Source organism: Candidatus Eisenbacteria bacterium, from assembly GCA_016867495.1.
GTDB lineage: Bacteria > Eisenbacteria > RBG-16-71-46 > CAIMUX01 > VGJL01 > VGJL01.
On sequence record VGJL01000033.1, the window covers coordinates 1 to 21,113 of the forward strand.

The 21,113-nt window shown below is 67.9% G+C and carries 19 protein-coding genes; 18 read left to right on the top strand and 1 reads right to left on the bottom strand.

The genetic code is table 11. From position 1 onward, the window contains the following. The first annotated feature begins 355 nt into the window (after nucleotides 1–355). Genes FJY88_05530 through FJY88_05585 form a run of 12 tightly spaced genes read left to right on the top strand, consistent with a single transcriptional unit; the run spans nucleotide 356 to nucleotide 13,352 of the window. The gene (locus FJY88_05530) at nucleotides 356–3,379 is read left to right on the top strand and encodes a tetratricopeptide repeat protein (protein MBM3286793.1); all 3,024 of its coding nucleotides are present in this window, start codon (nucleotides 356–358) and stop codon (nucleotides 3,377–3,379) included. Continuing rightward, nucleotides 3,273–3,974: a PTS sugar transporter subunit IIA gene (locus tag FJY88_05535; GenBank protein MBM3286794.1), complete on the top strand. Its 702-nt coding sequence runs from the start codon at nucleotides 3,273–3,275 to the stop codon at nucleotides 3,972–3,974. The genes FJY88_05530 and FJY88_05535 overlap by 107 nt, the downstream gene beginning before the upstream one ends. Further along, nucleotides 3,716–4,405 (top strand): VanZ family protein, encoded by a 690-nt coding sequence (locus tag FJY88_05540; protein MBM3286795.1) that lies wholly within the window; start codon nucleotides 3,716–3,718, stop codon nucleotides 4,403–4,405. Before FJY88_05535 ends, FJY88_05540 begins: the two co-directional genes overlap by 259 nt. Nucleotides 4,406–4,411: 6 nt before the next feature. Then, the gene (gene aspS / locus FJY88_05545) at nucleotides 4,412–6,238 is read left to right on the top strand and encodes an aspartate--tRNA ligase (protein MBM3286796.1); all 1,827 of its coding nucleotides are present in this window, start codon (nucleotides 4,412–4,414) and stop codon (nucleotides 6,236–6,238) included. A gap of 11 nt (nucleotides 6,239–6,249) precedes the next feature. Further along, entirely contained in the window at nucleotides 6,250–7,005 is a 756-nt protein-coding gene (locus tag FJY88_05550) for an NYN domain-containing protein (protein MBM3286797.1), read from the top strand. A 45-nt stretch (nucleotides 7,006–7,050) separates the two neighbouring features. Then, nucleotides 7,051–7,341, top strand: a complete 291-nt coding sequence (locus FJY88_05555) for a hypothetical protein (GenBank protein MBM3286798.1) — start codon at nucleotides 7,051–7,053, stop codon at nucleotides 7,339–7,341. After that, complete coding sequence (locus FJY88_05560) at nucleotides 7,341–7,838, top strand: LysM peptidoglycan-binding domain-containing protein (GenBank protein MBM3286799.1); 498 nt, start codon at nucleotides 7,341–7,343, stop codon at nucleotides 7,836–7,838. Before FJY88_05555 ends, FJY88_05560 begins: the two co-directional genes overlap by 1 nt. 2 nt (nucleotides 7,839–7,840) lie before the next feature. Then, the gene (locus tag FJY88_05565; GenBank protein MBM3286800.1) at nucleotides 7,841–8,824 is read left to right on the top strand and encodes a PhoH family protein; all 984 of its coding nucleotides are present in this window, start codon (nucleotides 7,841–7,843) and stop codon (nucleotides 8,822–8,824) included. After that, nucleotides 8,821–11,049 (top strand): HDIG domain-containing protein, encoded by a 2,229-nt coding sequence (locus tag FJY88_05570; protein ID MBM3286801.1) that lies wholly within the window; start codon nucleotides 8,821–8,823, stop codon nucleotides 11,047–11,049. Before FJY88_05565 ends, FJY88_05570 begins: the two co-directional genes overlap by 4 nt. Next, the gene (gene ybeY, locus FJY88_05575; GenBank protein ID MBM3286802.1) at nucleotides 10,988–11,458 is read left to right on the top strand and encodes an rRNA maturation RNase YbeY; all 471 of its coding nucleotides are present in this window, start codon (nucleotides 10,988–10,990) and stop codon (nucleotides 11,456–11,458) included. The genes FJY88_05570 and ybeY overlap by 62 nt, the downstream gene beginning before the upstream one ends. Next, nucleotides 11,422–12,234 (top strand): CBS domain-containing protein, encoded by an 813-nt coding sequence (locus tag FJY88_05580; GenBank protein MBM3286803.1) that lies wholly within the window; start codon nucleotides 11,422–11,424, stop codon nucleotides 12,232–12,234. The genes ybeY and FJY88_05580 overlap by 37 nt, the downstream gene beginning before the upstream one ends. After that, a complete protein-coding gene (locus FJY88_05585; GenBank protein MBM3286804.1) occupies nucleotides 12,231–13,352 on the top strand; it encodes an HlyC/CorC family transporter in 1,122 nt (373 codons plus the stop codon). The genes FJY88_05580 and FJY88_05585 overlap by 4 nt, the downstream gene beginning before the upstream one ends. A gap of 9 nt (nucleotides 13,353–13,361) precedes the next feature. Here the strand turns inward: FJY88_05585 and aroF are convergent, their stop codons facing one another. After that, complete coding sequence (gene aroF / locus FJY88_05590) at nucleotides 13,362–14,453, bottom strand: 3-deoxy-7-phosphoheptulonate synthase (protein ID MBM3286805.1); 1,092 nt, start codon at nucleotides 14,451–14,453, stop codon at nucleotides 13,362–13,364. A 314-nt stretch (nucleotides 14,454–14,767) separates the two neighbouring features. Here aroF and recO point away from each other — a divergent pair, with 314 nt between their 5' ends. The 6 genes from recO to FJY88_05620 form a co-directional block, all read left to right on the top strand. After that, a complete protein-coding gene (gene recO, locus FJY88_05595) occupies nucleotides 14,768–15,565 on the top strand; it encodes a DNA repair protein RecO (protein MBM3286806.1) in 798 nt (265 codons plus the stop codon). 289 nt (nucleotides 15,566–15,854) lie between these two features. Beyond that, nucleotides 15,855–16,406, top strand: coding sequence for a bifunctional pyr operon transcriptional regulator/uracil phosphoribosyltransferase PyrR (pyrR, locus tag FJY88_05600; GenBank protein ID MBM3286807.1), 552 nt, complete (start codon nucleotides 15,855–15,857; stop codon nucleotides 16,404–16,406). Then, entirely contained in the window at nucleotides 16,403–17,374 is a 972-nt protein-coding gene (locus FJY88_05605) for an aspartate carbamoyltransferase catalytic subunit (GenBank protein ID MBM3286808.1), read from the top strand. Before pyrR ends, FJY88_05605 begins: the two co-directional genes overlap by 4 nt. Beyond that, nucleotides 17,371–18,684, top strand: a complete 1,314-nt coding sequence (locus FJY88_05610; GenBank protein ID MBM3286809.1) for a dihydroorotase — start codon at nucleotides 17,371–17,373, stop codon at nucleotides 18,682–18,684. Before FJY88_05605 ends, FJY88_05610 begins: the two co-directional genes overlap by 4 nt. Continuing rightward, nucleotides 18,672–20,435 (top strand): tetratricopeptide repeat protein, encoded by a 1,764-nt coding sequence (locus FJY88_05615; protein ID MBM3286810.1) that lies wholly within the window; start codon nucleotides 18,672–18,674, stop codon nucleotides 20,433–20,435. The genes FJY88_05610 and FJY88_05615 overlap by 13 nt, the downstream gene beginning before the upstream one ends. Further along, nucleotides 20,432–21,113, top strand: a 682-nt coding sequence (locus FJY88_05620) for a dihydroorotate dehydrogenase electron transfer subunit (protein MBM3286811.1), incomplete at its 3' end; no start/stop codon positions are given. The genes FJY88_05615 and FJY88_05620, both read left to right, overlap by 4 nt.

The following is a 21,113-nucleotide window of genomic DNA, read 5'->3' on the forward strand; positions in this document are numbered from 1 at the left end:
TTGTCTGGTATCTGAATGTCGCGGCCCTGATCGTGCTCCTGATCGGCCTCGGCGTTCCCGAGTCCCAAGCGGTCGAACTCCCTGCCCAGCAGGGCTCGCCTGGAGGTGGATCCGACTGGCTTGTCGTCGATCCTCCCAGGGACGGTGGTGGCGGGGGAGGAGGCGAAGGCGGGGATCCTGACGAGGTAGTCGTCTACCGGATCGCGCCGAGCGGCCCCCCCACATCCCAGACCTTTGACGGGCAGGGCGCCGGATCGATCTCGATCAGGGGCGTTCGGGAGGCGGTCAGGATCAGGGCTCTCCTGTTCTGGACAGGGCTGGCGCGCTAGGCGCCTCCTGCGTGAATAGGTAGGGGATGGAATCGAGAGACGAAAAGCGGGGCGTAGCTCCGCGCATGCCCTCGACACAGGTCGGGGCGTCGGGGATCGATCAAGCGCTCACGCTGATCGACCTCGACATCGATCTCGGCGTGCACGGGCAAGCGCTCGAGCGAATCCTGGAAGCGAGGAGCGCGCGGCCTGCCCTCTGGCCTGAGGAGAGCTTCCTCCTGGACAGGCGTCAGGCGCTCTGTCTGGAGAGGCTCGGCAGGACCGATGAGGCCCGCATCGCGGCGAGGGCCGCTCTCGATGCGGCGCCGCCAGGCATTCCCCCGATCGAGCGCGTTCGATGCCTCCTGGTGGCCGGCAAGGCCGCTCTCGAGCTTGGCAACCTGCCGGCGGCCCGCGCTGACGCTACAGCGATGCTGGAGACTCTCGGAGAAGGCGCCACGGCGCTGGAGGCGGGCCTGACGAGGAACCTCCTGGGCGCGGTCGCCCTCCGCAGCGGGGAGCCGGATCTCGCGCGCGAGCATTTCGAGAAGGGGCTCGAGATCTTCAGGAAGCTCGGCGATCTGCACAACCTGGCCGGTTCGTACGTCAACCTGGGATCGATCCACAAGCTGCGCTGCGACTGGGAGAGGGCGGCCGAGCACTACCATGTCGCCTACTACCTCGGGACCACGCAGGGAGAGTACAGCCGCGTGGCCGGGGCGGCGCAGAACCTCGGGATCGTTTTCTCGAAGACGGGTCGCTACCAGGAGGCCCGTGTCTACATCGAGAGGGGACTCAAGCTCGCGATCGAGAGGGGCGACGCGGTTCGCCTGCTCCGCGCGCGGCTCGCGCTCGCCCGCATCGACCGGACGGAGCGACACACACATGGGGCCCGCAAGCTCCTTGCGGCCTGTCGGACCTCGACGCCCCTGGTCCTTCCGGAGAGAGAGCACTGTCTGCTCATCCTGGAAGAAGCCCGCCTCGATCTCGACGAGGCCGCGCCGCACAAGGCGCGATCTCTCGCGGGAGAGCTCCGCCTGCGTGTCGAGGCCATGGCCCCCCGCGGCGACCTCATGGTCGAGGCGCTTCTGCTCGAGGCCGACATCGCTTCGGGGCTCGGGGACTGGGGCGGCGCGTTGTCCATCGCGATGGAGGCGCTCGATCTGGCGAGGGCCGACCGTGACAGGGCGCAAGAGGAGCGAGCGAGCCTGAGACTCGCCCGCGCATGGGCCCGTTGCGGCAAGCTGGAGGATGCTCGGGGAACGCTGGCGGGCCTTGCCGAGAGGCATCGCTCCCGGTCGGAGTGGCCGGCGCTGGCATCGATCCTCCTGGCAGAGGGAGAGATCGCGATCGAGATGGCTCAGGATCCCGGTTCGGCCCTCGATCTATTCAAGGAGGCGGCGGAGATCTATCGGCGCTTGGGGCTGCCGAGGCCGGAAGCGCTGGCCGATGCGCGGCGCGCGGCCGCATTGATCGGGCTGTCCCGCCGGGACGAGGCGCTGGCCCTCGTCGAGATGCTCCATTCCTTCGAGGCGGGCGAGGAGCCGTTCCCCGCCCTCGATCGCGCCTTGGCGGATCTGACCGAGAGACTCCGCTCCGCCGATCAGAGCGACCTGGGTGGGCTCGACGGCCTGAAAGTCCACGAGAGGCTCGAGGAGATCCTCGCTTCGAAGGCCGAAACCTGGAGCAGGCTCCGCGAGATCCTGACCTTGATGAGCGAAGCCCTGGAAGTCGATGGCGCCCTGCTGGGCCGCGCGCGGGGCTCCGATCTCGAGATCCTGGCGTTTCACGGAATCGATCAGCTGAGCGGAAAGAAGGTCGTGACGGCGCAGGAGATCGGCCTGCCGGAGATCGCGCTCGACGGAGCCAGGCTCCATCTCGATCTCTCGGGCGGCGGCGCAGGCTCGGTCGGGAGCCGGCTGACCATCCCGATCGCGATCCGGGGGAGGCAGCACCTGCTGCATCTGTGGCGGCGTCCCGCGAAGGGGAGGGGGCCTCTCTCGCGCGGAGAGAGAAACTACGCACTGGTCCTTGCCGCCGAAGTCGGCAGGGCGCTGGAGATCGCGACGCCCGAGGGGGAGGCGCCGCAGCTCGAGCGGGGAATCGCGCTCGCCGACGTGATCACGCAGGATCCGGCCCTGCTGAAGATCCTGGAGCTGATTCGCAAGATCGGCGACACGGGGTTGTCCGTTCTTCTGCAGGGGGAGACGGGGACCGGGAAGAAGCTCCTGGCCAACGCGATCCACCGGGCGAGCGGGAGGAGGAACCGCCCGTTCGTCACAGTCGATTGCGCCGCCTTGCCGGAGACGCTCCTGGAGGCCGAGCTCTTCGGCTACCGGAAGGGAGCCTTCACGGGGGCGAGCCAGGACAGGTCCGGCCTTCTGGCCGAGGCGAGCGGCGGCACCGTGTTCCTGGACGAGATCGACAAGGCCGGTCTGACGGTTCAGCGCAGATTCCTGCACCTGCTCGACTCCGGCGAGATCCGGCCGGTCGGCTCGACGAGCTACCAGAGGCTCGATGTCAGGATCATCTGCGCGACGAGCAGCCCCGATCTGCGCACCGAGGTCGCTTCCGGGCTCTTCCTGAAGGATCTCTACTACAGGCTGAACGACATCTCGATCGAGATTCCCCCGCTGCGCGAGCGCATGGACGACGTCTTGCTCCTGGCGGGGTGCTTCATGGAGCTGTTCGCGGAGCAGACGGGGCGGAGGGTCCGAGGCATGACCGCGGCGTTTCGCCGCGCGCTGCTCGCGCACGATTGGCCTGGCAACGTCCGGGAGCTCGAGAAGGCGATCCGTCGGGCGGTGACGCTGGCGGACGATGATGTCCTGCTCACTCCGGATCTGCTGCCGCGCGAGGTGACCGAAGGGATCCAGGAGTCCGAGGAGGATCCCGGCGACGACCTCAAGAAACGGCTCGAGATCTTCGAACGAAGAGCCCTCGAACAGGCGCTCGACGCCTGCGATGGGAACAAGAGCAGGGCGGCCAGCCTACTCGGCCTATCCCGCAAGGGTCTCAAGGGGAAGCTCGCCCGCTACCGGATCGGGTCGCGCTTTCCCAAGAGCGGCTAATCCCCGCGCGAACCGCCTTGAGTCTCTTCTTGTCCCTTCCTTCGTTCCTGCGAGCGCCCCGCGCGGGCGCGGCCGTCCTGGGAGGCCCTGGCGTCAAGGCCTTGCGGAGGAGTGCGCCGCGGCCGCGATCATGAGCCTAGCGCAACTCCTGCGGCCCAGCCTCATCCGGCTGGATCTCCCCGCGAAGTCGAAGGATGATCTGATCCGCCAGGCGGTGTCGATCCTGGAGGCGGAGGGTCTGCTCGGCAGCTCCGAGGCCGTGACGGCCGCCCTTCTCGAGAGGGAGAAGGTGATGAGCACCGGGATCGGGGGCGGCGTCGCAATTCCTCATGCGCAGTGCCCCGGCGCGCAGGAGCTTGCGGTCTGTTTCGTTCGCGTGAGCGAGGATCTCGCCTTCGACTCGCTCGACGGGAAACCGGTGCGGCTCGTCTTCGTGATCGTCGGACCGGAAGAGAGGGGAGGGTTCATCAGGATTCTGGCGAGGATCTCACGGCTCCTCTACACGGGGGATCTGCAGAAGGCCCTCCTGGCCGCGCAGAGTCCCGAGGAGATCGTGGGGATCATCCGGGAGGAGGAGGAAAAGCTACGGATCTAGGATCCGGTCCATCGCTCGCGGCGCGCCCGGCGCGCGAAGCGCCCGGCAAGATCCGGCGGTGGGGTCCCGCGGCGATCTGGTTCGCGGCCATCCTGGCGATCTCCTCCGTTCCGCGGCTCGGCCCGCCGGCCGGCTGGACGGGCGCGGACAAGGCGGCGCACGTCGTGGAGTACGGCATCCTTGGGTACCTGCTCGCCCGCGCCGTCGGAACCGGGAGCGCCTGTCGGTGGTCGCTTATCCTCCTTCTGGGGGGCGCGGTCGGGGCCTGCGACGAGATCCGTCAATCGATGGTCCCGGGCCGCAATCCAAGCTGGACCGACTGGGGAGCGGATCTGCTCGGCAACGGCATGGGAGCGGCCGTGTTCGCGGCGCTGGATCTGAAGCGGGTTCACCCGCGCCATCCCGCGTCTGAGGGTGAGGGAAGGAAGTAGGGGGCGATGTCGACGATCGAGAATCTCGACGGCTGGAAGAGAACCCATTCCTGCGGCGAGCTGCGCCTGGCAGATGCCGGCCGGGAGGCCATCCTGGCCGGCTGGGTGCATCGCGTCCGAGATCACGGGGGGGTCTTCTTCCTGGACGTGCGCGACCGAGGAGGCGTGACTCAGGTCGTCTGCAGGCCCGGCGCCGCCAGCGAGAGCCTTCTCGAGAAGGCTCGTTCGCTGCGCGGGGAGTTCGTCGTCGCGGTCCGCGGAAAGGTCGGAACGCGTCCGGCCGACATGCGCAATCCCAACATGCCCACAGGCGAGATCGAGGTCGAGGCCTCGGAGATGAAGATCCTCAACACATCGGATGTCCCTCCCTTCGTGATCGGGGAGGAGGCCACGGCGGGGGAGGACCTGAGGCTCGAGTATCGCTATCTCGACCTGCGGTCGGCCCCGCTGCAGAGGACTCTCGGCCTGCGCCACAGAATCGCCTTCGAGACCAGGCGGTATCTGGACGAGAGGGGCTTCTGGGAGATCGAGACGCCGATGCTCGTCCGTCCCACGCCGGAGGGAGCGCGCGACTACCTCGTCCCCAGCCGGATCCACCCGGGCTGCTTCTACGCCCTGCCGCAGTCTCCCCAGCTCTACAAGCAGATCCTGATGGTCTCGGGCATGGACCGCTACTTCCAGATCGCGCGGTGTCTCCGCGACGAGGACCTGCGGGCCGACCGGCAACCGGAGCACACCCAGATCGACATCGAGATGAGCTTCATCGATGAGGAGGATGTCTACGGGCTGGTCGAGGGCCTGATGGCCCACGTCTTCGAGAAGTGCCTGGGCGCTATGGTCCGGCCGCCGTTCCAGCGTCTCTCGTACGAGGAGGCGATGGATCTCTACGGCACCGACAAGCCGGATCTCCGCTACGGGATGCGTCTCGTCGATCTCTCGGAGGCCGTTCGCGACTGCGACTATCGCGTGTTCCGTGAGGCGATCGAGACGGGGGGGCGCGTGAAGGGTCTCGTCCTGCCCGGCGCCGGCGCGCTCTCGCGCAGGGAGCAGGATGAGCTCGAGGCCGAGGCCAAGCTCCACGGCGCGAAGGGGCTCGGCCGGGTCCGCATCGTTGCCGGGGGCATCGACGGCGGCTTCGCGAAGTTCCTCGACGCGGCGGCGACCGCGAGGATCCTCTCCGCGATCGACGCGGCCGACGGGGATCTGCTCGTCGTGGTCGCCGATCAGCGCGCCGTCGCCAACCGCGCGCTCGGCGCCCTCCGTTCCAGGATCGGCAACCAGCGGATGGATCCCGAGACCCGCCGCCGCTGGCAGTTCCTCTGGGTCTGTCGATTCCCCCTCTTCGAGAGGGACCCGGAGACGGGCGCGATCGCGCCCGCCCACCACATGTTCACCATGCCGCTCGAGGAGGATCTCCCGCACCTCGCGACCGATCCTCTGGCGGTTCACGCCCGGCTCTACGATCTGGTCCTGAACGGCGTGGAGCTCGCGAGCGGCAGCATTCGGATCCATCGCAGGGACATCCAGGAGCAGGTGATGAACGTCATCGGGATCGACCCCGCCGAGGCCGACAGGAGGTTCGGATTCCTCCTGCGGGCCTTCCAGTTCGGGGCGCCTCCGCACGGCGGGATCGCCATCGGTCTGGACCGAGTCGTCATGCTCGCGGCCGGCAGACCCTCCCTGCGCGATACCATCGCGTTCCCGAAGACCACCAGCGCGTCCAGCCTGATGGACAAAGCGCCGGGGCCCGTGGATCCGAGAGACCTGAAAGGACTTCACATTCGGTTGGAGGATGAGTCTGCCCAGCAGGGAAGAGGCCCATCCTCCCCATGAGAGGCGAGGAAATGCAAGAGGAAGCGCGGATCGCGCTGTTCATGGACTTTGAGAACATCGCCCTTGGGCTCAGGGGCAAGAAGACAAAGACGTTCGACGTGCAGTTGATCCTGGAGAGGCTTCTCGAGAAGGGGCGCATCATCGTCAAGCGCGCCTACGCGGACTGGAGCCGCTACTCCGAGTACAGGAAGGACCTTCATGAGGCCGCGATCGAGCTGATCGAGATCCCGAGCCGACAACAGACGGGCAAGAACTCCGCCGACATCCGGCTCGTGGTCGACGCCCTCGATCTCTGCTACACGAAGGAGCACCTCGACACCTTCGTCGTCGTGTCTGGCGACAGCGACTTCTCGCCGCTCGTCTCCAAGCTCAAGGAAAACAACAAGAGGGTGATCGGAATCGGGCTTCGCGAGGCGACGAGCAACCTGCTCGCCGACAACTGCGACGAGTTCCTCTACTACGAAGAGCTGATCCGATCGACGGCTCGGACGGTGCAGGGAGTGGATCTCCCCTCCAAGAAGCAGGACGCGTTCAATCTCCTGCTGGATGCGATCGGGGCCCTCCTCCGCGAGAACAAGGAGGTCCTCTGGAGCTCGATGATCAAGGACACGATCAAGCGCAAGCGGCCGACCTTCAGCGAGAGCGCCCATGGATACCGGACCTTCAGCGAGCTGCTGGAGGACGCGGCGCGGCATGGGATCGTCGAGATCACGCGGGATATGCGCTCGGGCGGAACCTACGTGGTCACCGAGGTCCGTTTCAGTTAGGATAGTCGCAGCATGATGGCCCCGTGGGGGCGAGGGAGGAGTCGGATGCGAAGAGGTCGGGTAGTTCTTCCATTGGCCGTGCTCTGCGTCGCCGGCTGCGCGGCGACGAAGCCGTGCATGATCATCCCCGCGCAGATCGAGCTGGCTATGGACACGCGCAACTACGCCCAGCAAGCCTATGACGCGAAGAAGGCGGATCTCGATCGGTGGCTGCAGAACGTGGAGCAAAGCCGTTCGAAGCTGGCGCGTCTGATGGAGGACCGCGAGGAGCTGCTTCGGGAGACCGCGGCGGAGGGAGGCTCGGCGAAGGAAGGAAGCGCGGGGGGGAGCAAGTGATGCGCGGCGCGATGGTCCTTCTGGCCCTGATGATCGCCCTGGGTGGCTGTACGAGGCCGCCGCATCCGACCCGAGTGGTGGATGTCTCCAAGGGGCAGTACTACACCAATGACGAGATCAAGGGCCTCACGCAGGCCGAGCGCGATGAGTACTGCCGGTCTATCGACAAAGAGATCGGCCGCCATCACGACGACGCCGACCGCCTCCAGCGTGGCGCGGACTCCCTCGGGGCCGTCATCGACTCGTTGAAGGCCGTCAACGCCGGTCTCGTCAACCAGGTTCGGGATCTCGACAACGAGATCCGCCAGCTCCGCCTCGCCCGTCGTGCCGCAACGTCCTATCTCGTCAAGTCGGGCGAGACGCTTCAGTCGATCAGCGCGCAGGTCTACGGCAAGACCGAGCGCTGGAAAGAGATCTACGAAGCCAACAAGGATCTCATCAGCGACCCCGCGAAACCGCTCAAGCCGGGCATCCGCCTGACGATTCCAGCGATGTAGGGATGGCCGAGGAGATCCAGCAGGCCCTGTCGCTCGAGGGGGTGCAGCCGCTGCACCTCCTGGGACAGGCGGACGCCAACCTGAGGGCGATCGAGAAGCGCTTCGGGGTCGTGACCGTTCTCCGCAACGGGACGCTGACCGTGCGCGGCGAGAGTTCCGCCGTCACGGGAGCCGTCGAGGTGCTCCGGCACCTCGCCGAACGGGTGCGCGCCGGCCACGTCATCGGCGAGGAGGACCTCTCTTACATCTTCTCGATCCTCGAGGAAGAAGGCGCGGAGCTGGAGTCGGCGGCGCTCCCCGAGTCGGCCGTCGTCCTCTTCGGCGACAAGAAGGTCATCCGTGTCCGATCGTTCGGGCAGGCGCAGTACGTGGAGGCGATGCGGGGAAACGACATCGTCTTCGGGATCGGTCCGGCCGGGACGGGGAAGACCTACCTCGCCGTCGCGGTGGCGGTCCGCATGCTGCGCGAGAAGGCGGTCGATCGAATCGTGCTCGCCCGGCCCGCAGTGGAGGCAGGGGAGAGCCTGGGGTTCCTTCCGGGCGACCTCCAGGAGAAGGTCGATCCCTATCTCCGGCCCCTCTACGACGCGCTCCACGAGATGATCAGCTACGAGAAGCTCCAGCGCCTCCTTCAGCTCGGCGTCGTTGAGATCGCGCCCCTCGCCTACATGCGAGGCAGGACGCTGGGACGCTCCTTCGTCATCCTCGACGAGGCGCAGAACACGACGCTCGGCCAGATGAAGATGTTCCTCACGCGCCTCGGGCCTTTCTCGAAGGCTGCGATCACCGGGGACATCACGCAGATCGACCTTCCCGATCCGAGCGTTTCGGGTCTCGTGCGAATCCAGTCGATCCTCCAGGGTCTCGGGGGGGTCCGCTTCGTCTATCTGACGGAGCGGGATGTCGTGCGCCACCGTCTCGTGCGCGACATCATCCTCGCCTTCGACAAACACCAGGCGTCGCAGGATCTGCCACCGGGGAGATGACGACCCGACCGGCAGGCGGTGGAGAGCGGCCGTCCGTCTTCCGCAAGCTCAAGGACCTCCTGGCCAGGAAGATCTGGCTGGCCCGCGGGCTGATCCTCCTGCCGGTCCTCGCCGCGGGCATCGCCCTCTTCCCGCCGTCATTCGGGGAGGGTTCCCTCCGGATCGATGTGGGGGAGAGAGCCCCCCGGACCGTCATCGCGGACTTCGAGTTCCCGATCATGAAGGAGCCGGAGGCCTTGGAGACGGAGAGAGATCTCGCTGCGACGAGAAGCCCGATCGCGCTGGTGAGGGACGACAGCGTCTCGGCCCGCGTCTTCCATGACCTGGGCGCCTTCAGATCGATGATCCACCGCCTGCGAGGGGGCGCCCGGCAGAAGGCGGCCGCCGTCTCCGACATCGACCTCTCGCAGGAGTTGCTGGTCTGGCTGATGCTCACGAAGGACCCAGCGCCGCTCCTGGATCAGGCCGAGTCGCTTCTGCAGGAGACGCTCGCCGAAGGGCTGGTGGCGGAGGATGTGGAGGTCCTGCTCCTCGGGGGCGGAGAGGTGCGGGTCGAGGACTCGACAGGCCGGCGGCTGCTGCCTGCGGCGATCGTCCGGACGCCGGCCCGCTTGCGGGAGGCGGCGCGCAACCGAGCGCTGGCGAGGCAGATGGAGCCGGCCCCCTTCCAGGAGCTGGTCGATCGGATCGCTCGGCCGAATCTGCGCTACGATCCGGCGGAGACGGCCGAGATCCGGGAGGCCGCGCGCGATGCCGTCGATCCCGTGGAGAGCCGCGTCCTGCGCGGGGAGCGGATCGTCGAGGCGCGGGAGCGGATCACGCCGGAGATCAAGCGCAGGCTCAAGGCCTACGACCAGTGGCGGGACAGGCGCGAGCTGGGGACGCTCTGGGCGCGCGCCGCGGGCTGGCTCGGGAGGTTGATCCTCCTGCTGGTTGCGGTGGGGGCCTTCGCGGTCTATCTCAAGTTTCTGCGGGTCGATCTCTACGAGAGCCTGACCGATCTCGCTCTCCTCTCTCTGACCGCGTCGATCGTCCTCGGGTTGTCTTCCCTCTTCCTGCACGTGCTCGGACTGCCGGCCCTGATGGCGCCGGTCGCGGCGGCCGCCATCCTCGTCAGCATGCTCTTCGACGAGCGGCTCGCCCTGGTCGTCGCGCTCGGGCTCACGGGGCTGGTCGGGCTGATCGCCGAGACCGGCGCTCCCGTCATGGCGGTGCTCGGGGTGGGAGGAGTGCTTGCGGTCTTCTGCGTGCGCGGCCTTCGCCACCAGCGCCAGTTCTATCGTCTGATCCTCTTCGTTCCGGCGGCGCACCTGGTCACGCTCCTTGGCCTGGCCCTCGCGCAGGGGCAGCCGCTGCATGAGCTGCTGCGCGATGCGATCGCCGCGGCGACGAATCCCATCCTCGCAGCCGGCCTGGCGGTCTTCGTGATCCCTCTGGCGGAGCATCTCTTCCGGAAGTGCTCCGACATCACGCTCCTGGAGCTCTCTGACCTGAACAGGCCGCTGCTGAGGAGACTGATGGTCGAGGCGCCGGGCACCTACCACCACTCCCTCATGGTGGGAACCTTGGCCGAGACCGCCGCCCGCGTCTGCGGGGGGAATCCGCTCCTCTCCCGCGTCATCGGCTACTACCACGACATCGGAAAGGTGACCAAGCCGGACTACTTCATGGAGAACATCGCGGCGGGGAGGAAGAACCCGCACGACCGCCTCAGCCCGTCGATGAGCCGCCTCATCCTCGAGTCGCACGTGCGCGAGGGGGCGAGCCTCGCCCTGCGGGAGCGTCTTCCCCAGGTCGTGGTGGAGGGTATCCGCCGGCATCACGGCACCTCGCTCATGGTCTTCTTCTGGCACAAGGCGAGACGGCAGGACGCGCAGGCCCGGGAGGAGGAGTACCGCTACCCCGGCCCCCGCCCGAACTCGAGGGAGGCCGCCCTCGTTCTCCTCGCCGATCAGATCGACGCCGCCTCACGCGCCCTGGAGGACCCCACTCCGAGCCGGATCAAGGGAGTGGTCCTCAAGGTGCTCGAGACGCGCCTGGCGGAGGGGGATCTTGACGACAGCGAGCTGACGCTGAGCGATCTGGCCAGGATCCGGGACGCCTTCGTCCCGATCCTCTCGGCGTTCTTCCACACGAGGACGGCCTACCAAGCTCTGGAGGAGGATGAGAAGAACCAGACGGCTGTCAGGGATCGCGAATCGTCAACGAAGGGCACGGCCCCGTAGGACGGCCATCGAGGCCCTTCTCGACCACGTGCTCGCCGCGGAAGGGAACCGGCGAGGCGTCGAGATCGCGATGCTCGGCCTTCGGACCATGCGCGACCTTCACCGCGTCTGGCTCGGCGACGACGCGCCGACCGACGTTCTCTCATTCCCCTGCGGATCCCCGCCTCCCGGTGTGCCGATCGATGCGGCTCCGCTCGGGGAGGTCGTCATTTGCGTCCCCTTCTGCGAACAGTCGGCCGGGGAGCGCGGCATTCCCCTTCATGAGGAGATCGCAAGGGTCATGATCCACGGAACGCTCCACCTTCTCGGCTACGATCATGTCACCGCCGAACAGGCGAGGCGGATGCGACCGCGGGAAGCCCGCTATCACAGATGGTACCGGCTGAGCGGGCTGGAGGTGACGCGGTGAGCTTGGGCGCCTTGACGGTCGCTCTGTGCCTGATCTCAGCCCTCATGGCGGCTCTGCTCCTCGTGAGAGGCTTGAGCCCCTTCGCCAAGCGGCTGCGGGTCGCCCTGCACTTCCTCTCCATGGTCGGCTTCTGCTGCGCCGGGTGGTTGCTGGCGCGGGCGGGACACGAGTGGGGGGGGCTCGGCGTCGTCGCTTTCGCTTTCGTCTGGACAGGCCTCTTCTGGGTCCTGTCGATCAGATGGCGCCTGGTTCGCCGCCCGCCACGCGCGAGACTCGCAACGGCGGTCCGGACGGATCCCGCCCCCAAGGAAGGGGGCGACGCGGGGAGGGAGACGCTCGAGCCCGAGAACGAGGCAGTGCTCGCGAGATTGCTGGGAATGGCGCGAGTCAAGGTCTCGGATATCGCGACCCCCCGCGAGGAGATCGTATTCGCCGACTGCGCCACCGGGGCGGCGGGAGCCCTCGATCGGATGCGGGAAAGCGGCCACCTCAGGATCCCGATGGTGGACGGCTCGCTCGACAGAGTCGTCGGAATCGTCCACGCCAAGGACATCGTCTCCCACGCGGTCGGCCGGAAGCCGAGTCCGCCGTTGAAGAGCCTGATGCGCCGCCCCCTCTTCGTCACGTCGGATCGCCCCGTGAGCGGACTCCTCGAGACCTTTCGGTCGCAGAGAAGCCACCTGGCCATCGTGGTTGACGTCTACGGTCGCACCCTGGGCGTGGTGACGCGGGGCGATCTGTTCCGGCATCTGACAGGGGGGGCGAGGCCCGCGTGAACTTTCTCTTGAAGGCGCTGCCCCTTGCCGCGCTCGGCTTGGTCTTCGTCGCCTCCGCGGCGAGCCGCGGGCCGATACGGATCCACAGGAGGCCGAAGGCGGTCCACAGCGACGAGATGGCGAGGATCGTGCACAGGGGCCTCGTCCTCCATGTCTGCCTCCTTGCCGCATGTTGCGCAGCCGTGCTCGCCGCCCCCTGGCTCCCGCCAAGGCTCTTCGTCCTGTTCCTGCTGGGGCTTCTCGCCGCGAGGCTGGTCGGCTACTGGATCGGCAGCCGCTGGAGCCGGGCGCTCCATCCTTTCGGCCTCCTTCTCGCGCCGGTGGACGGCGCGGCGCTCCTGATCGATTGGGCCCTGACGCTGCTGTTTTCAGGGAGGGATGCCGGCGCGCCCGCGGCGGCGGAGCGGATCGACCCTCTCCATCAGGTGCTCCTCCTGGAAAAAAGAACCGTCGAGCAAGTCATGATCCCGCGCAGCGAGATCGTCTGGCTTCCCGCCCACGCGGTCCTTGACGAGTTCGTTCCCGCCGTGCGCCGCCGGCCCCACTCCCGCTACCCGGTTCTCGAGGGCGACTTCGAGCAGCCGATCGGAATTCTCCTGCTGCGCGATCTGCTGCGTCCCCATGCTTCCCAGAAAAAGGCGGGCGATCTCGCGAGGCCGGTCGTCGTGGTTCCCGAGACGATCGGGTGCGATGATCTGCTCCAAAGGATGCGGGCCGACCGCATCGACATCGCCATGGTCGTGGACGAGTTCGGGGCGATGGCCGGACTGGTGACCCTCGAGGACGTGCTCGAGCTTCTCGTCGGCGAACTGGAAGGCGAGCATGAGGTGGTTCCTGTTCGCTATCGCAGGATGGAAGACGGCGCCTATGTTGTCGCCGGCTCGCTCCGAATCGACGAGTTCGAGGATCTCTTCGGCGTTCCTCTCCCCGAGGGGGACTACGAGACGCTCGCGGGGCTCTTCTTGAGCCGTTCCGCGAGGATCCCGGGCGTGGGCGAGAAGCTCGATCTGGGGGCCGTGCGGCTGGAGGTCGCGAGCGCGACGGAGCGGAGGATACGATCCCTCCGGCTGACGATCAGGCCGGGCGGCGAGGAATCGGAAGCGGCTTCCCGGTCGTAGAGGCCGCGGCTACTGGCGGAAGCCCAGAGCCTCCATCCGGCGCACATCCCCGACGATCCTCCCCAGCTCTCCCGGGTCGACGCACTGCTGGCCGTCGCTCCACGCGTTCTCCGGATGCATGTGCGTCTCGATCAGCAGGCCGTCGGCGCCCGCGGCGACCGCGGCGAGCGAGACCGCGTGGACCAGCGCCCGATCCCCCGTCGCGTGGGATGGATCGAAGACCACGGGCAGATTCGTCTCCCTCTTGAGGACGGGAATCGTCCCGAGGTCAGGCGTGTAGCGGAGGAATCGGTCCGTTTCGTAGGCTCGCACGCCCCTGAGACAGAGGACCAGATCGGGGTTGCCGTTGAGCGCGAGATACTCGGCCGCCAGAAGGAACTCCTCCGTCGTGGCGGCCTCGCCCCGCTTCAAGAGCACCGGGATCCCGCGTTCTCCCGTCCGCCGGGCCACCTCTTCCAGGAATCCGTACGACTTCATGTTCCGGGAGCCGACCTGGAGCATGTCGGCGTTCAGGAGCACTTCCTCGAGAACCGTGCGCTCCTCCTGGATCCCCCCGGGACCGGCGTGGCGGTGGATCCCGGTCGCTTCCGTGACGATCGGCATGCCGGTGCGGCGGCGGGCCTCGACGAGACAGCGCACCCCTTCCCGGCCGAGTCCCTGGAAGGAGTACGGAGAAGTCCTCGGCTTGTAGGCGCCGCCTCGAAGGACTTCGGCGCCGGCGGATCTGCAGGCCTCCGCGAGGGGGAGCAGCATCTCCATTCCCTCGACGGAGCAGGGACCGGCCATGATCACCACCCTGCCGCCGCCGATCTCCACCCCTCCCACGCGGACGACCCGCCGATCGCCCTCGTGCGCGCGGGCGACAAGTCTGTAGGAGGGCGTGACGCGCGCGGTCCGCTCGACCCAGGGGAGTTCGCGGAAGGTGCCCTCGTCGATGGACGTCGCGTCCCCGATCGCGCGGACGATCGACCCTTGAGACGTCGAGTGGACTTCGGGACGGCATCCCGCCGCCGTGACCCGCTTCACGACCTCGGCCAGTTGCTCGTCCGTGTGACCCTGACGCAGCCAGATGATCATGGCGGTCGCGAGATCCCTCCCCATCCTCCCGTGCGGGTGTATGCTCGTCTCGTGAAGAAGTCTCCTCGATCCGAGCGTGCGCCGCGCGCGCGGGGCGCCGGTCCGCCCCAAGAAGATGGAGTGTACCGCGAGCGGGGCCGTAGCGCCCCAACGGAGTGCGCATCACATAACATATTGTGGTATAATCCGATACGAGATCAGTGGGATGGGCCTCCTCTGAGGGGGCGGAGTCGCCGGCCCCGCTGGATTGCGTCGCGCGGCGCCCCGGGCGGGATGCATGCGCGGCGGGTGGCCCGCGTGATCCGCGCGCTTCTCTCGCGCGCGCGAGGGAGAGGGGAATGGCCCTCGTCCGGGTAGAGGGGATCGTTCTGCGCAACCTCCGCTTCGGCGACACGAGCCGGGTGGTCACGATCCTCTCCCGCGAGCTGGGGAAGTGGAGCGGGGTCGCGAAGGGCGCGCGCGATCCGAAGGGGAGGATCGGCGCGGCGCTCGAGATCCTGAATCTCTCCTCCATCATCGCCTACCACAAGCACGGCAGGGATCTGCAGATGATCGCCGACGCGTCGCTCGAGCGGGAGCATCGGGCGCTGCTCGAGCAGAGCGCGCGCTATCATCACGGATGCGCGGTCACGGAGTTCCTCGATTCGGTTCTCGAGGAAGATTCGCCGGTCCCGGAGGTGTTCGATCTCGCGCTCCGCGTTCTGCGGTTGCTCGAGGAGGCGCCCGAGGAGAGGCTATCCTACCTGCTTCGCGCCTTTCAGCTGCGGGCGGCCTCGCTTCTCGGCTACTCGCCCCGTCTGGAGTTCTGCGGGATCTGCGGCGCGGCGGGCGGGAGCTGCTTCGGCGTCGCGGAGGGATCGATCCTCTGCGTCAGGTGCGCGGAGCGGACTCCGGGCTCGATCGATCTCCTCCCCGAGAGCCTGCGGCTGCTCGCCAAGCTAGGCGCCGGCAAGCTGCCCCGCGCCCCGAGCGACGAGGCCTGCGCTCAGCTCGGGAGGATCGTCGAATCGTTCCTCTCCTTTCATCTCGAGCGCTATCGGGGGCTCCGTTCCCTCCGCGGCCTGGAAGCCGCCGAACGGCTGCGCGCGGGCCGGCCGGTCGGTTCGAGCGAGGCCCGAGGGGGAGAGTCCCCGTAAACCGGGCTCAGGGATCGCGAGCCGGACGTCCCAGCCGACTCGCCGGCGGAGAATCCTCTTGGGACTCGCGTGGAATCGTGATACGTTCCGCTGCGGCCCGGCATGGGGAGGTTCTGAGGACCCTTGGCGATCGAGAGCGCAAGAGCTGGCGGGGGGATCTGCGAAGACGGATATGCCTGACGGCGTGATCGAGACATGTCGCCTGGAGCGCCGGGCGCAGTTGCCGCCTTCCGTGGCTCGACGGAAGGCTTTTTTGTGGGCGCCCGGCCGGAAGGAGGCGTGAATGAACCTGAGGCGCAAGGCGGTGATCGCGGACGCTGAGGAGGTGCGCCGGGCGATTCTTCGGATCGCCCATGAGATCGTCGAGCGAAACAAGGGGGTGGACGACCTCGCGCTCGTCGGAGTGCGGCGGCGCGGCGTCCCGCTGGCGGTGAGGATCCAGGAGGCGATCCGGTCGATCGAGGGCGTGGAGGTCCCGATCGGAATCGTGGACATCACCCTCTACCGCGACGACCTGCGCACCATCTCTCCTCAGCCCCTCGTCCACGCGACCGAGTTCTCGTTCGGCGTCGAGGATCGCACGCTCATCCTCGTGGACGATGTCCTCTTCACAGGTCGGACCGTCCGCGCGGCGATCGAGGCCATCATGGACTACGGCCGGCCGCGCTCCATACAGCTCGCCGTCCTCGTCGACCGAGGGCACCGCGAGCTGCCGATCCGGGCCGACTATGTCGGCAAGAACTCCCCGACATCCCGCAAGGAGATCGTCCGCGTCCTCGTTCGCGAGGAGGACGGGGAGGACGCCGTCGTGATCGAGGAGACCGAGGAGGGCAAGCAATGAGCTTCAACCGTACCCACCTCCTTGGCCTGGAGGACCTGACCAAGGAGGAGATCCTGGAGGTGCTCGACACCGCCCGCTCCTTCCGGCCGGTCCTGGATCGGCCCATCAAGAGGGTCCCCGCGCTCCAGGGGGTCACCGCCTGCAACGCCTTCTTCGAGCCGTCGACCCGCACCCGGCTCTCCTTCGAGCTGGCGGAGAAGAGGCTCTCCGCCGACTCGATCAACTTCGCCACGGCCGGAAGCTCCGTATCCAAGGGAGAGACGCTGCGCGACACGATGCTCAACATCCAGGCGATGCGCGTGGACATCGTGGTCATCCGCCACTCCTCTTCCGGGGCCCCGCACTTCCTGGCGCGCAACATCGATGCCCGCGTGATCAACGCGGGCGACGGATACCACGAGCACCCCACGCAGGGGCTTCTCGACCTGTTCACCATGAGGGAGGCCATGGGGAAGCTCGAGGGATTGCGGGTCACGATTGTCGGCGACATCGCGCACAGCCGCGTCGCGCGCTCCAATCTCTGGGGACTGCGATCCGTGGGGGCGCACGTCACCCTGGTCGGGCCGACCACCCTGATGCCCGTCGAGATCGAGCGGACCGGGGCGCGGGTCTGCAACCGGATCGATGAGGCGCTGGAGGGCGCGCAGGTCGTCAACGTCCTGCGGCTGCAGCTCGAGAGGATGACGAGCGGTTTCCTGCCGACGCTCCGCGAATACGCCCAGCGATGGGGGGTCACTCGCGAGCGCCTCAAGCGTTGCGCGACAGGGGTGCGGGTCATGCATCCGGGCCCGATGAACCGAGGAGTCGAGATCTCTTCCGATCTCGCCGACGGACCCGAGTCGGTCATTCTGGATCAGGTGACCAATGGGGTGGCCGTGCGGATGGCCGTCCTCTACTTGGTGCGCGGGGGGACGAGGGACGGGCGGGGGGGCATCGTTCCGCCTCCCCAGGAGGGAGTGCCGGTATGAGCGGCCCGCTGGATCGCGAGCGTTTCGTCCTGAGGGGCGTGAGGCTGATCGACCCCGAGTCGGGGACCGACGCGCGCCGGGACGTGTTGATCGGGAGCGGGGTCGTCGAGGGTGTGGAACCATCGCTTCCTGCCGGTGTGGATGCGCGGGAGTACAAGGCCGACCGATGGATCCTCGCTCCCGGGCTGCAGGACATGCATGTCCACTTAAGGGAGCCCGGGGGGGAGGATGCCGAGACGATCGCCTCCGGCGCCCTGGCCGCGGCGCGGGGAGGGTTCACGCGCGTCCTCACGATGCCGAACACGACGCCTCCCATCGATGACCGGAGCGCGGTGGAGCTCATCTTGCGGAGGGGACGCGAGGCGTGCGGGACCGGGGTGAGTCCCGCCGGGGCGATCACGAAGGGGTTGGGCGGCAAGGAGCTGACCGAGATGATCGAGATGCGCGAGGCCGGGGCGATCGCGGTCACCGACGACGGCAGGCCGGTCGAGTCGTCCGACCTGATGCGCATGGCGATGGAATACGCGATCGATGCCGAGATGCTGGTCATCTCTCACTGCGAGGACCGGTCGCTGCAGGGGGCCGGCGTCATGCACGAGGGATACTGGTCGACCGTTCTCGGGCTTCCGGGAATCCCCGCCGCCGCGGAGACGGTCGCCATCGCTCGGGATATCGCCCTCTGCCGTTTGACGGGATCCCGCCTGCACGTCGCGCATGTCAGCACCGCCGGGGGGGTCGATCTGATCCGGCGGGCGAAGGCCGAGGGGCTTCCCGTGACGGCCGAGACCGCCCCCCACTACCTCGCCCTGACCGATGAGGCCGTCAAGAGCTACGACGGATGCTTCAAGATGAACCCGCCCCTGCGCGGCGAAAAGGACCGCACGACCCTGAAGGACGGGCTTCGTGACGGAACGATCGATGTCATCGCCACCGACCACGCGCCGCATCCGGCCGAGAGGAAGGAAGTCGAGTTCGACCGCGCCCCCTTCGGGGTGATCGGCCTCGAGACCTCGCTGCAGGTCTGCATCGCGGAGCTGGTGGAGCCGGGCATCCTCGACTGGTCGGGCCTCGTTCACGCGATGTCGAGCCGTCCGGCGTCGATTCTGGGATGGGGCGGGGGTCGCCTGACGCTAGGCCGCCCGGCGGACATCACGCTGATCGACCCCTCGGCGATCGTGACTGTGCGCGCGGAGGAGTTCGCCTCCCTTTCGAGGAACTGCCCCTTCATCGGGCGCACGTTGCGGGGCAAGGTCCTGATGACGATGGCGGAAGGCCGCATGACTCACCTGGAGGCCGGGTGGCTCGGATGATCGCGGGCGTCGCGCGGCTGCTGAGGCGTCGCGGCGCGCTGGTTCTGCCTCTTCCCCTCCTTCTTCTTGCCTGCGCCTATTACAACACCTTCTACATCGCGAAGAAGAGCTTCCGCGCGGCCGAGGAGTCCGTCGCGAAGAGCCAGACCGACAAGCTCCCGTCCGATGCCTCGGGCAACTACGACATGGCCATCAAGCAGTCCAGGAAGGTCCTGAAGCGCCACTCGGGAAGCCGCTGGGTCGATGATGCGATCTACCTGATGGGCGCGAGCTACTATGGCAAGGGGGACTACGACAGCGCCCTCGCCTCCTTCGGGCAGTTGAACGCGCTCTTCCCCGAATCGGAGTTCCGAGCGGACGCGCTCTTCCTGAGCGGCATGAGCCGGACGAAGCGGCGCGAGTACGACCTGGCGACCGCGATGTTCGACTCGGTCCTCTCGGCCTTCCCGCGCTACAAGAGGCGTGACGAGATTCTCTTTGCCATGGCGGGGACAGAGGCGAGCCGCCGCGACTTCGCCGCCGCGGTCCGGCGCTATCGCGCCGTGGCGCGGGAGTTCCCCAAGGGCCGTTTCGCCGACCGAGCGCTCATGCGGGTCGGAGAGATCCAGTTCGAGGCGGGACGCTACGATTCCGCCTACGCCGCCCTCGACGCATTGCTCGGTGCCACGAGGGACGAGAAGGCGAAGATCGAGGCGGCGATCGCGCAGGGCCGCGTTCTCCTGAAGCTCAAGCGGCCCGAGGAAGCCCTCGAGCTCCTGAAGGAGACCGAACCGGCGGAAGCCGCCGGCCTGGAGGGCGACCGGTCCACGGGCGCCTCGCAGGCGGAGCAGCCGCCGATCCGGGCCGACCTCGCGGACGATCTCGCGCGCCTGCGATTGGGCCAGGCGGCCGCCATGAACGAGATGGGACGACACCGTGAGGCGATCGAGGCGCTCGAGAAGATCGTGACCCGCTTCGCATCGAGCAGCTACGCTGCCGAAGCCCAGTTCCAGATCGGCTACACGTACGAGACCCGGATGGACTCCCTCGCGTCGGCGCGCGCGGCCTACGAGAAAGTGAGCCAGCTGGCCGGTCGATCGGTCTTCAAAGACCAGGCGCCGCAGCGGGCGAAGGCGATCCAGGCGCAGATGGAGATGGAGGGGAAGGCGGGCTCCGGCGACGCCGAGGCCGAGGAGCGGGCGGCCGCGGCGCTCCGCGTCGCAGAGATCCTCTACCTCGACAGGGAACTCGCGGACGAGGCGCTCCTGAAGTACTCCGAGGTGGAGAGGGACTTCCCCGAAAGCCGGTTCGCTCCGCGCGCCGCCTATGCCCGCGCCTACATCAAGTGGAAGGTGGCGGGGGATAGCCTGGGGGCCCACGAGGATCTCCGGGTCCTCGTCCACCGCTATCCAGCCTCGACACAGGCCCGCGGCGCGATCGCCTTGCTCGCCGCCCACGGCGCCGACACATCCGGTCTGCGTCTGCTTCTCACGGCCGTCGTTCCCGAGTCGACCGCCGCCGGAGCGGACACGACGGGGATCCCGCCGGACACGACTGCTGCGGCCCCCGACTCGATCGGCGCCGGAAGCGCTCCGCCTTCGATGCCGGCCGACCGGCCAAGCGAGCCCGACTCCGTTCGCGGGATCTCGCCTGGAGAAGATCCCGCCCTGCCCGATGGAGTGCCCGACAGCGTGCGAGACTCCGGAACGGATGCCCCCGTGCGGGAGCGTCCCAGGAGATCCGAGAGGGCGGCGCCGGGGAAGCCGCGTTGAGCGGGGCCGCACCGAGAAGCGTGGATGCGCGGGTCGGCGCGATCCGTCGAGTCGGAGCCGCGGGCACATGGATCGATCTTGAGATGCCGGGCCGGTTCGAAGCGCCGAGGGCGGGCCAGTTCGTCCAGCTCGCATGCCAGCCGCCCGGTCTCTTTCGTCTGCGGCGGCCCTTCAGCATCTGCGCCTGGAGGCTCGGGCCCGAGGGCTCCACTCTGGGGATCCTCTTCTCTGTCGTGGGCGAGGGGAGCCGGTGGCTCGACCAGCGCAAGCCGGGAGAGACCGTCGATGTCCTGGGCCCCCTCGGCCGGCCCTTCCGCCCGATTCCGGGCCGCGTCCCCGTCCTCGTCGCTGGAGGAAGAGGAATCGCGCCCCTCATCTTCCTTGCCGACCAGGCGGGAGAAGCCCTGCCCGACGGTATCCTCCTCTACGGGGCCCGCGACCGATCCGCCATCTTTCCAGCGGAGGGCTGTCCCTATCCCGTCTATCGGGCGACCCTCGATGGCTCGATCGGACATAGAGGAACCGTCCTCGATCTACTGCGCGATCTTCTCGGCCACGGCGCCGTGAGGCCGGAGGCCTCGGCCCTCTACGCCTGCGGTCCCCTCCCGATGCTCACGGCCCTCGCGCGGATCGCCCTCGACCACGCAATGCCGGCGCAGGTGAGCGTCGAAACGCTCT

What these genes read in the sequence shown, in the direction of transcription:
- FJY88_05530 (MBM3286793.1), top strand. Translation starts at nt 356, where the DNA reads ATGGAATCGAGAGACGAAAAGCGGGGCGTAGCTCCGCGCATGCCCTCG.
- FJY88_05535 (MBM3286794.1), top strand. Translation starts at nt 3,273, where the DNA reads ATGGGAACAAGAGCAGGGCGGCCAGCCTACTCGGCCTATCCCGCAAGG.
- aspS (MBM3286796.1), top strand. Translation starts at nt 4,412, where the DNA reads ATGTCGACGATCGAGAATCTCGACGGCTGGAAGAGAACCCATTCCTGC.
- FJY88_05550 (MBM3286797.1), top strand. Translation starts at nt 6,250, where the DNA reads ATGCAAGAGGAAGCGCGGATCGCGCTGTTCATGGACTTTGAGAACATC.
- FJY88_05555 (MBM3286798.1), top strand. Translation starts at nt 7,051, where the DNA reads ATGCGAAGAGGTCGGGTAGTTCTTCCATTGGCCGTGCTCTGCGTCGCC.
- FJY88_05560 (MBM3286799.1), top strand. Translation starts at nt 7,341, where the DNA reads ATGCGCGGCGCGATGGTCCTTCTGGCCCTGATGATCGCCCTGGGTGGC.
- FJY88_05565 (MBM3286800.1), top strand. Translation starts at nt 7,841, where the DNA reads ATGGCCGAGGAGATCCAGCAGGCCCTGTCGCTCGAGGGGGTGCAGCCG.
- FJY88_05570 (MBM3286801.1), top strand. Translation starts at nt 8,821, where the DNA reads ATGACGACCCGACCGGCAGGCGGTGGAGAGCGGCCGTCCGTCTTCCGC.
- ybeY (MBM3286802.1), top strand. Translation starts at nt 10,988, where the DNA reads ATGAGAAGAACCAGACGGCTGTCAGGGATCGCGAATCGTCAACGAAGG.
- FJY88_05580 (MBM3286803.1), top strand. Translation starts at nt 11,422, where the DNA reads ATGGTACCGGCTGAGCGGGCTGGAGGTGACGCGGTGAGCTTGGGCGCC.
- aroF (MBM3286805.1), bottom strand. Translation starts at nt 14,453, where the DNA reads ATGGGGAGGGATCTCGCGACCGCCATGATCATCTGGCTGCGTCAGGGT.
- recO (MBM3286806.1), top strand. Translation starts at nt 14,768, where the DNA reads ATGGCCCTCGTCCGGGTAGAGGGGATCGTTCTGCGCAACCTCCGCTTC.
- FJY88_05605 (MBM3286808.1), top strand. Translation starts at nt 16,403, where the DNA reads ATGAGCTTCAACCGTACCCACCTCCTTGGCCTGGAGGACCTGACCAAG.
- FJY88_05610 (MBM3286809.1), top strand. Translation starts at nt 17,371, where the DNA reads ATGAGCGGCCCGCTGGATCGCGAGCGTTTCGTCCTGAGGGGCGTGAGG.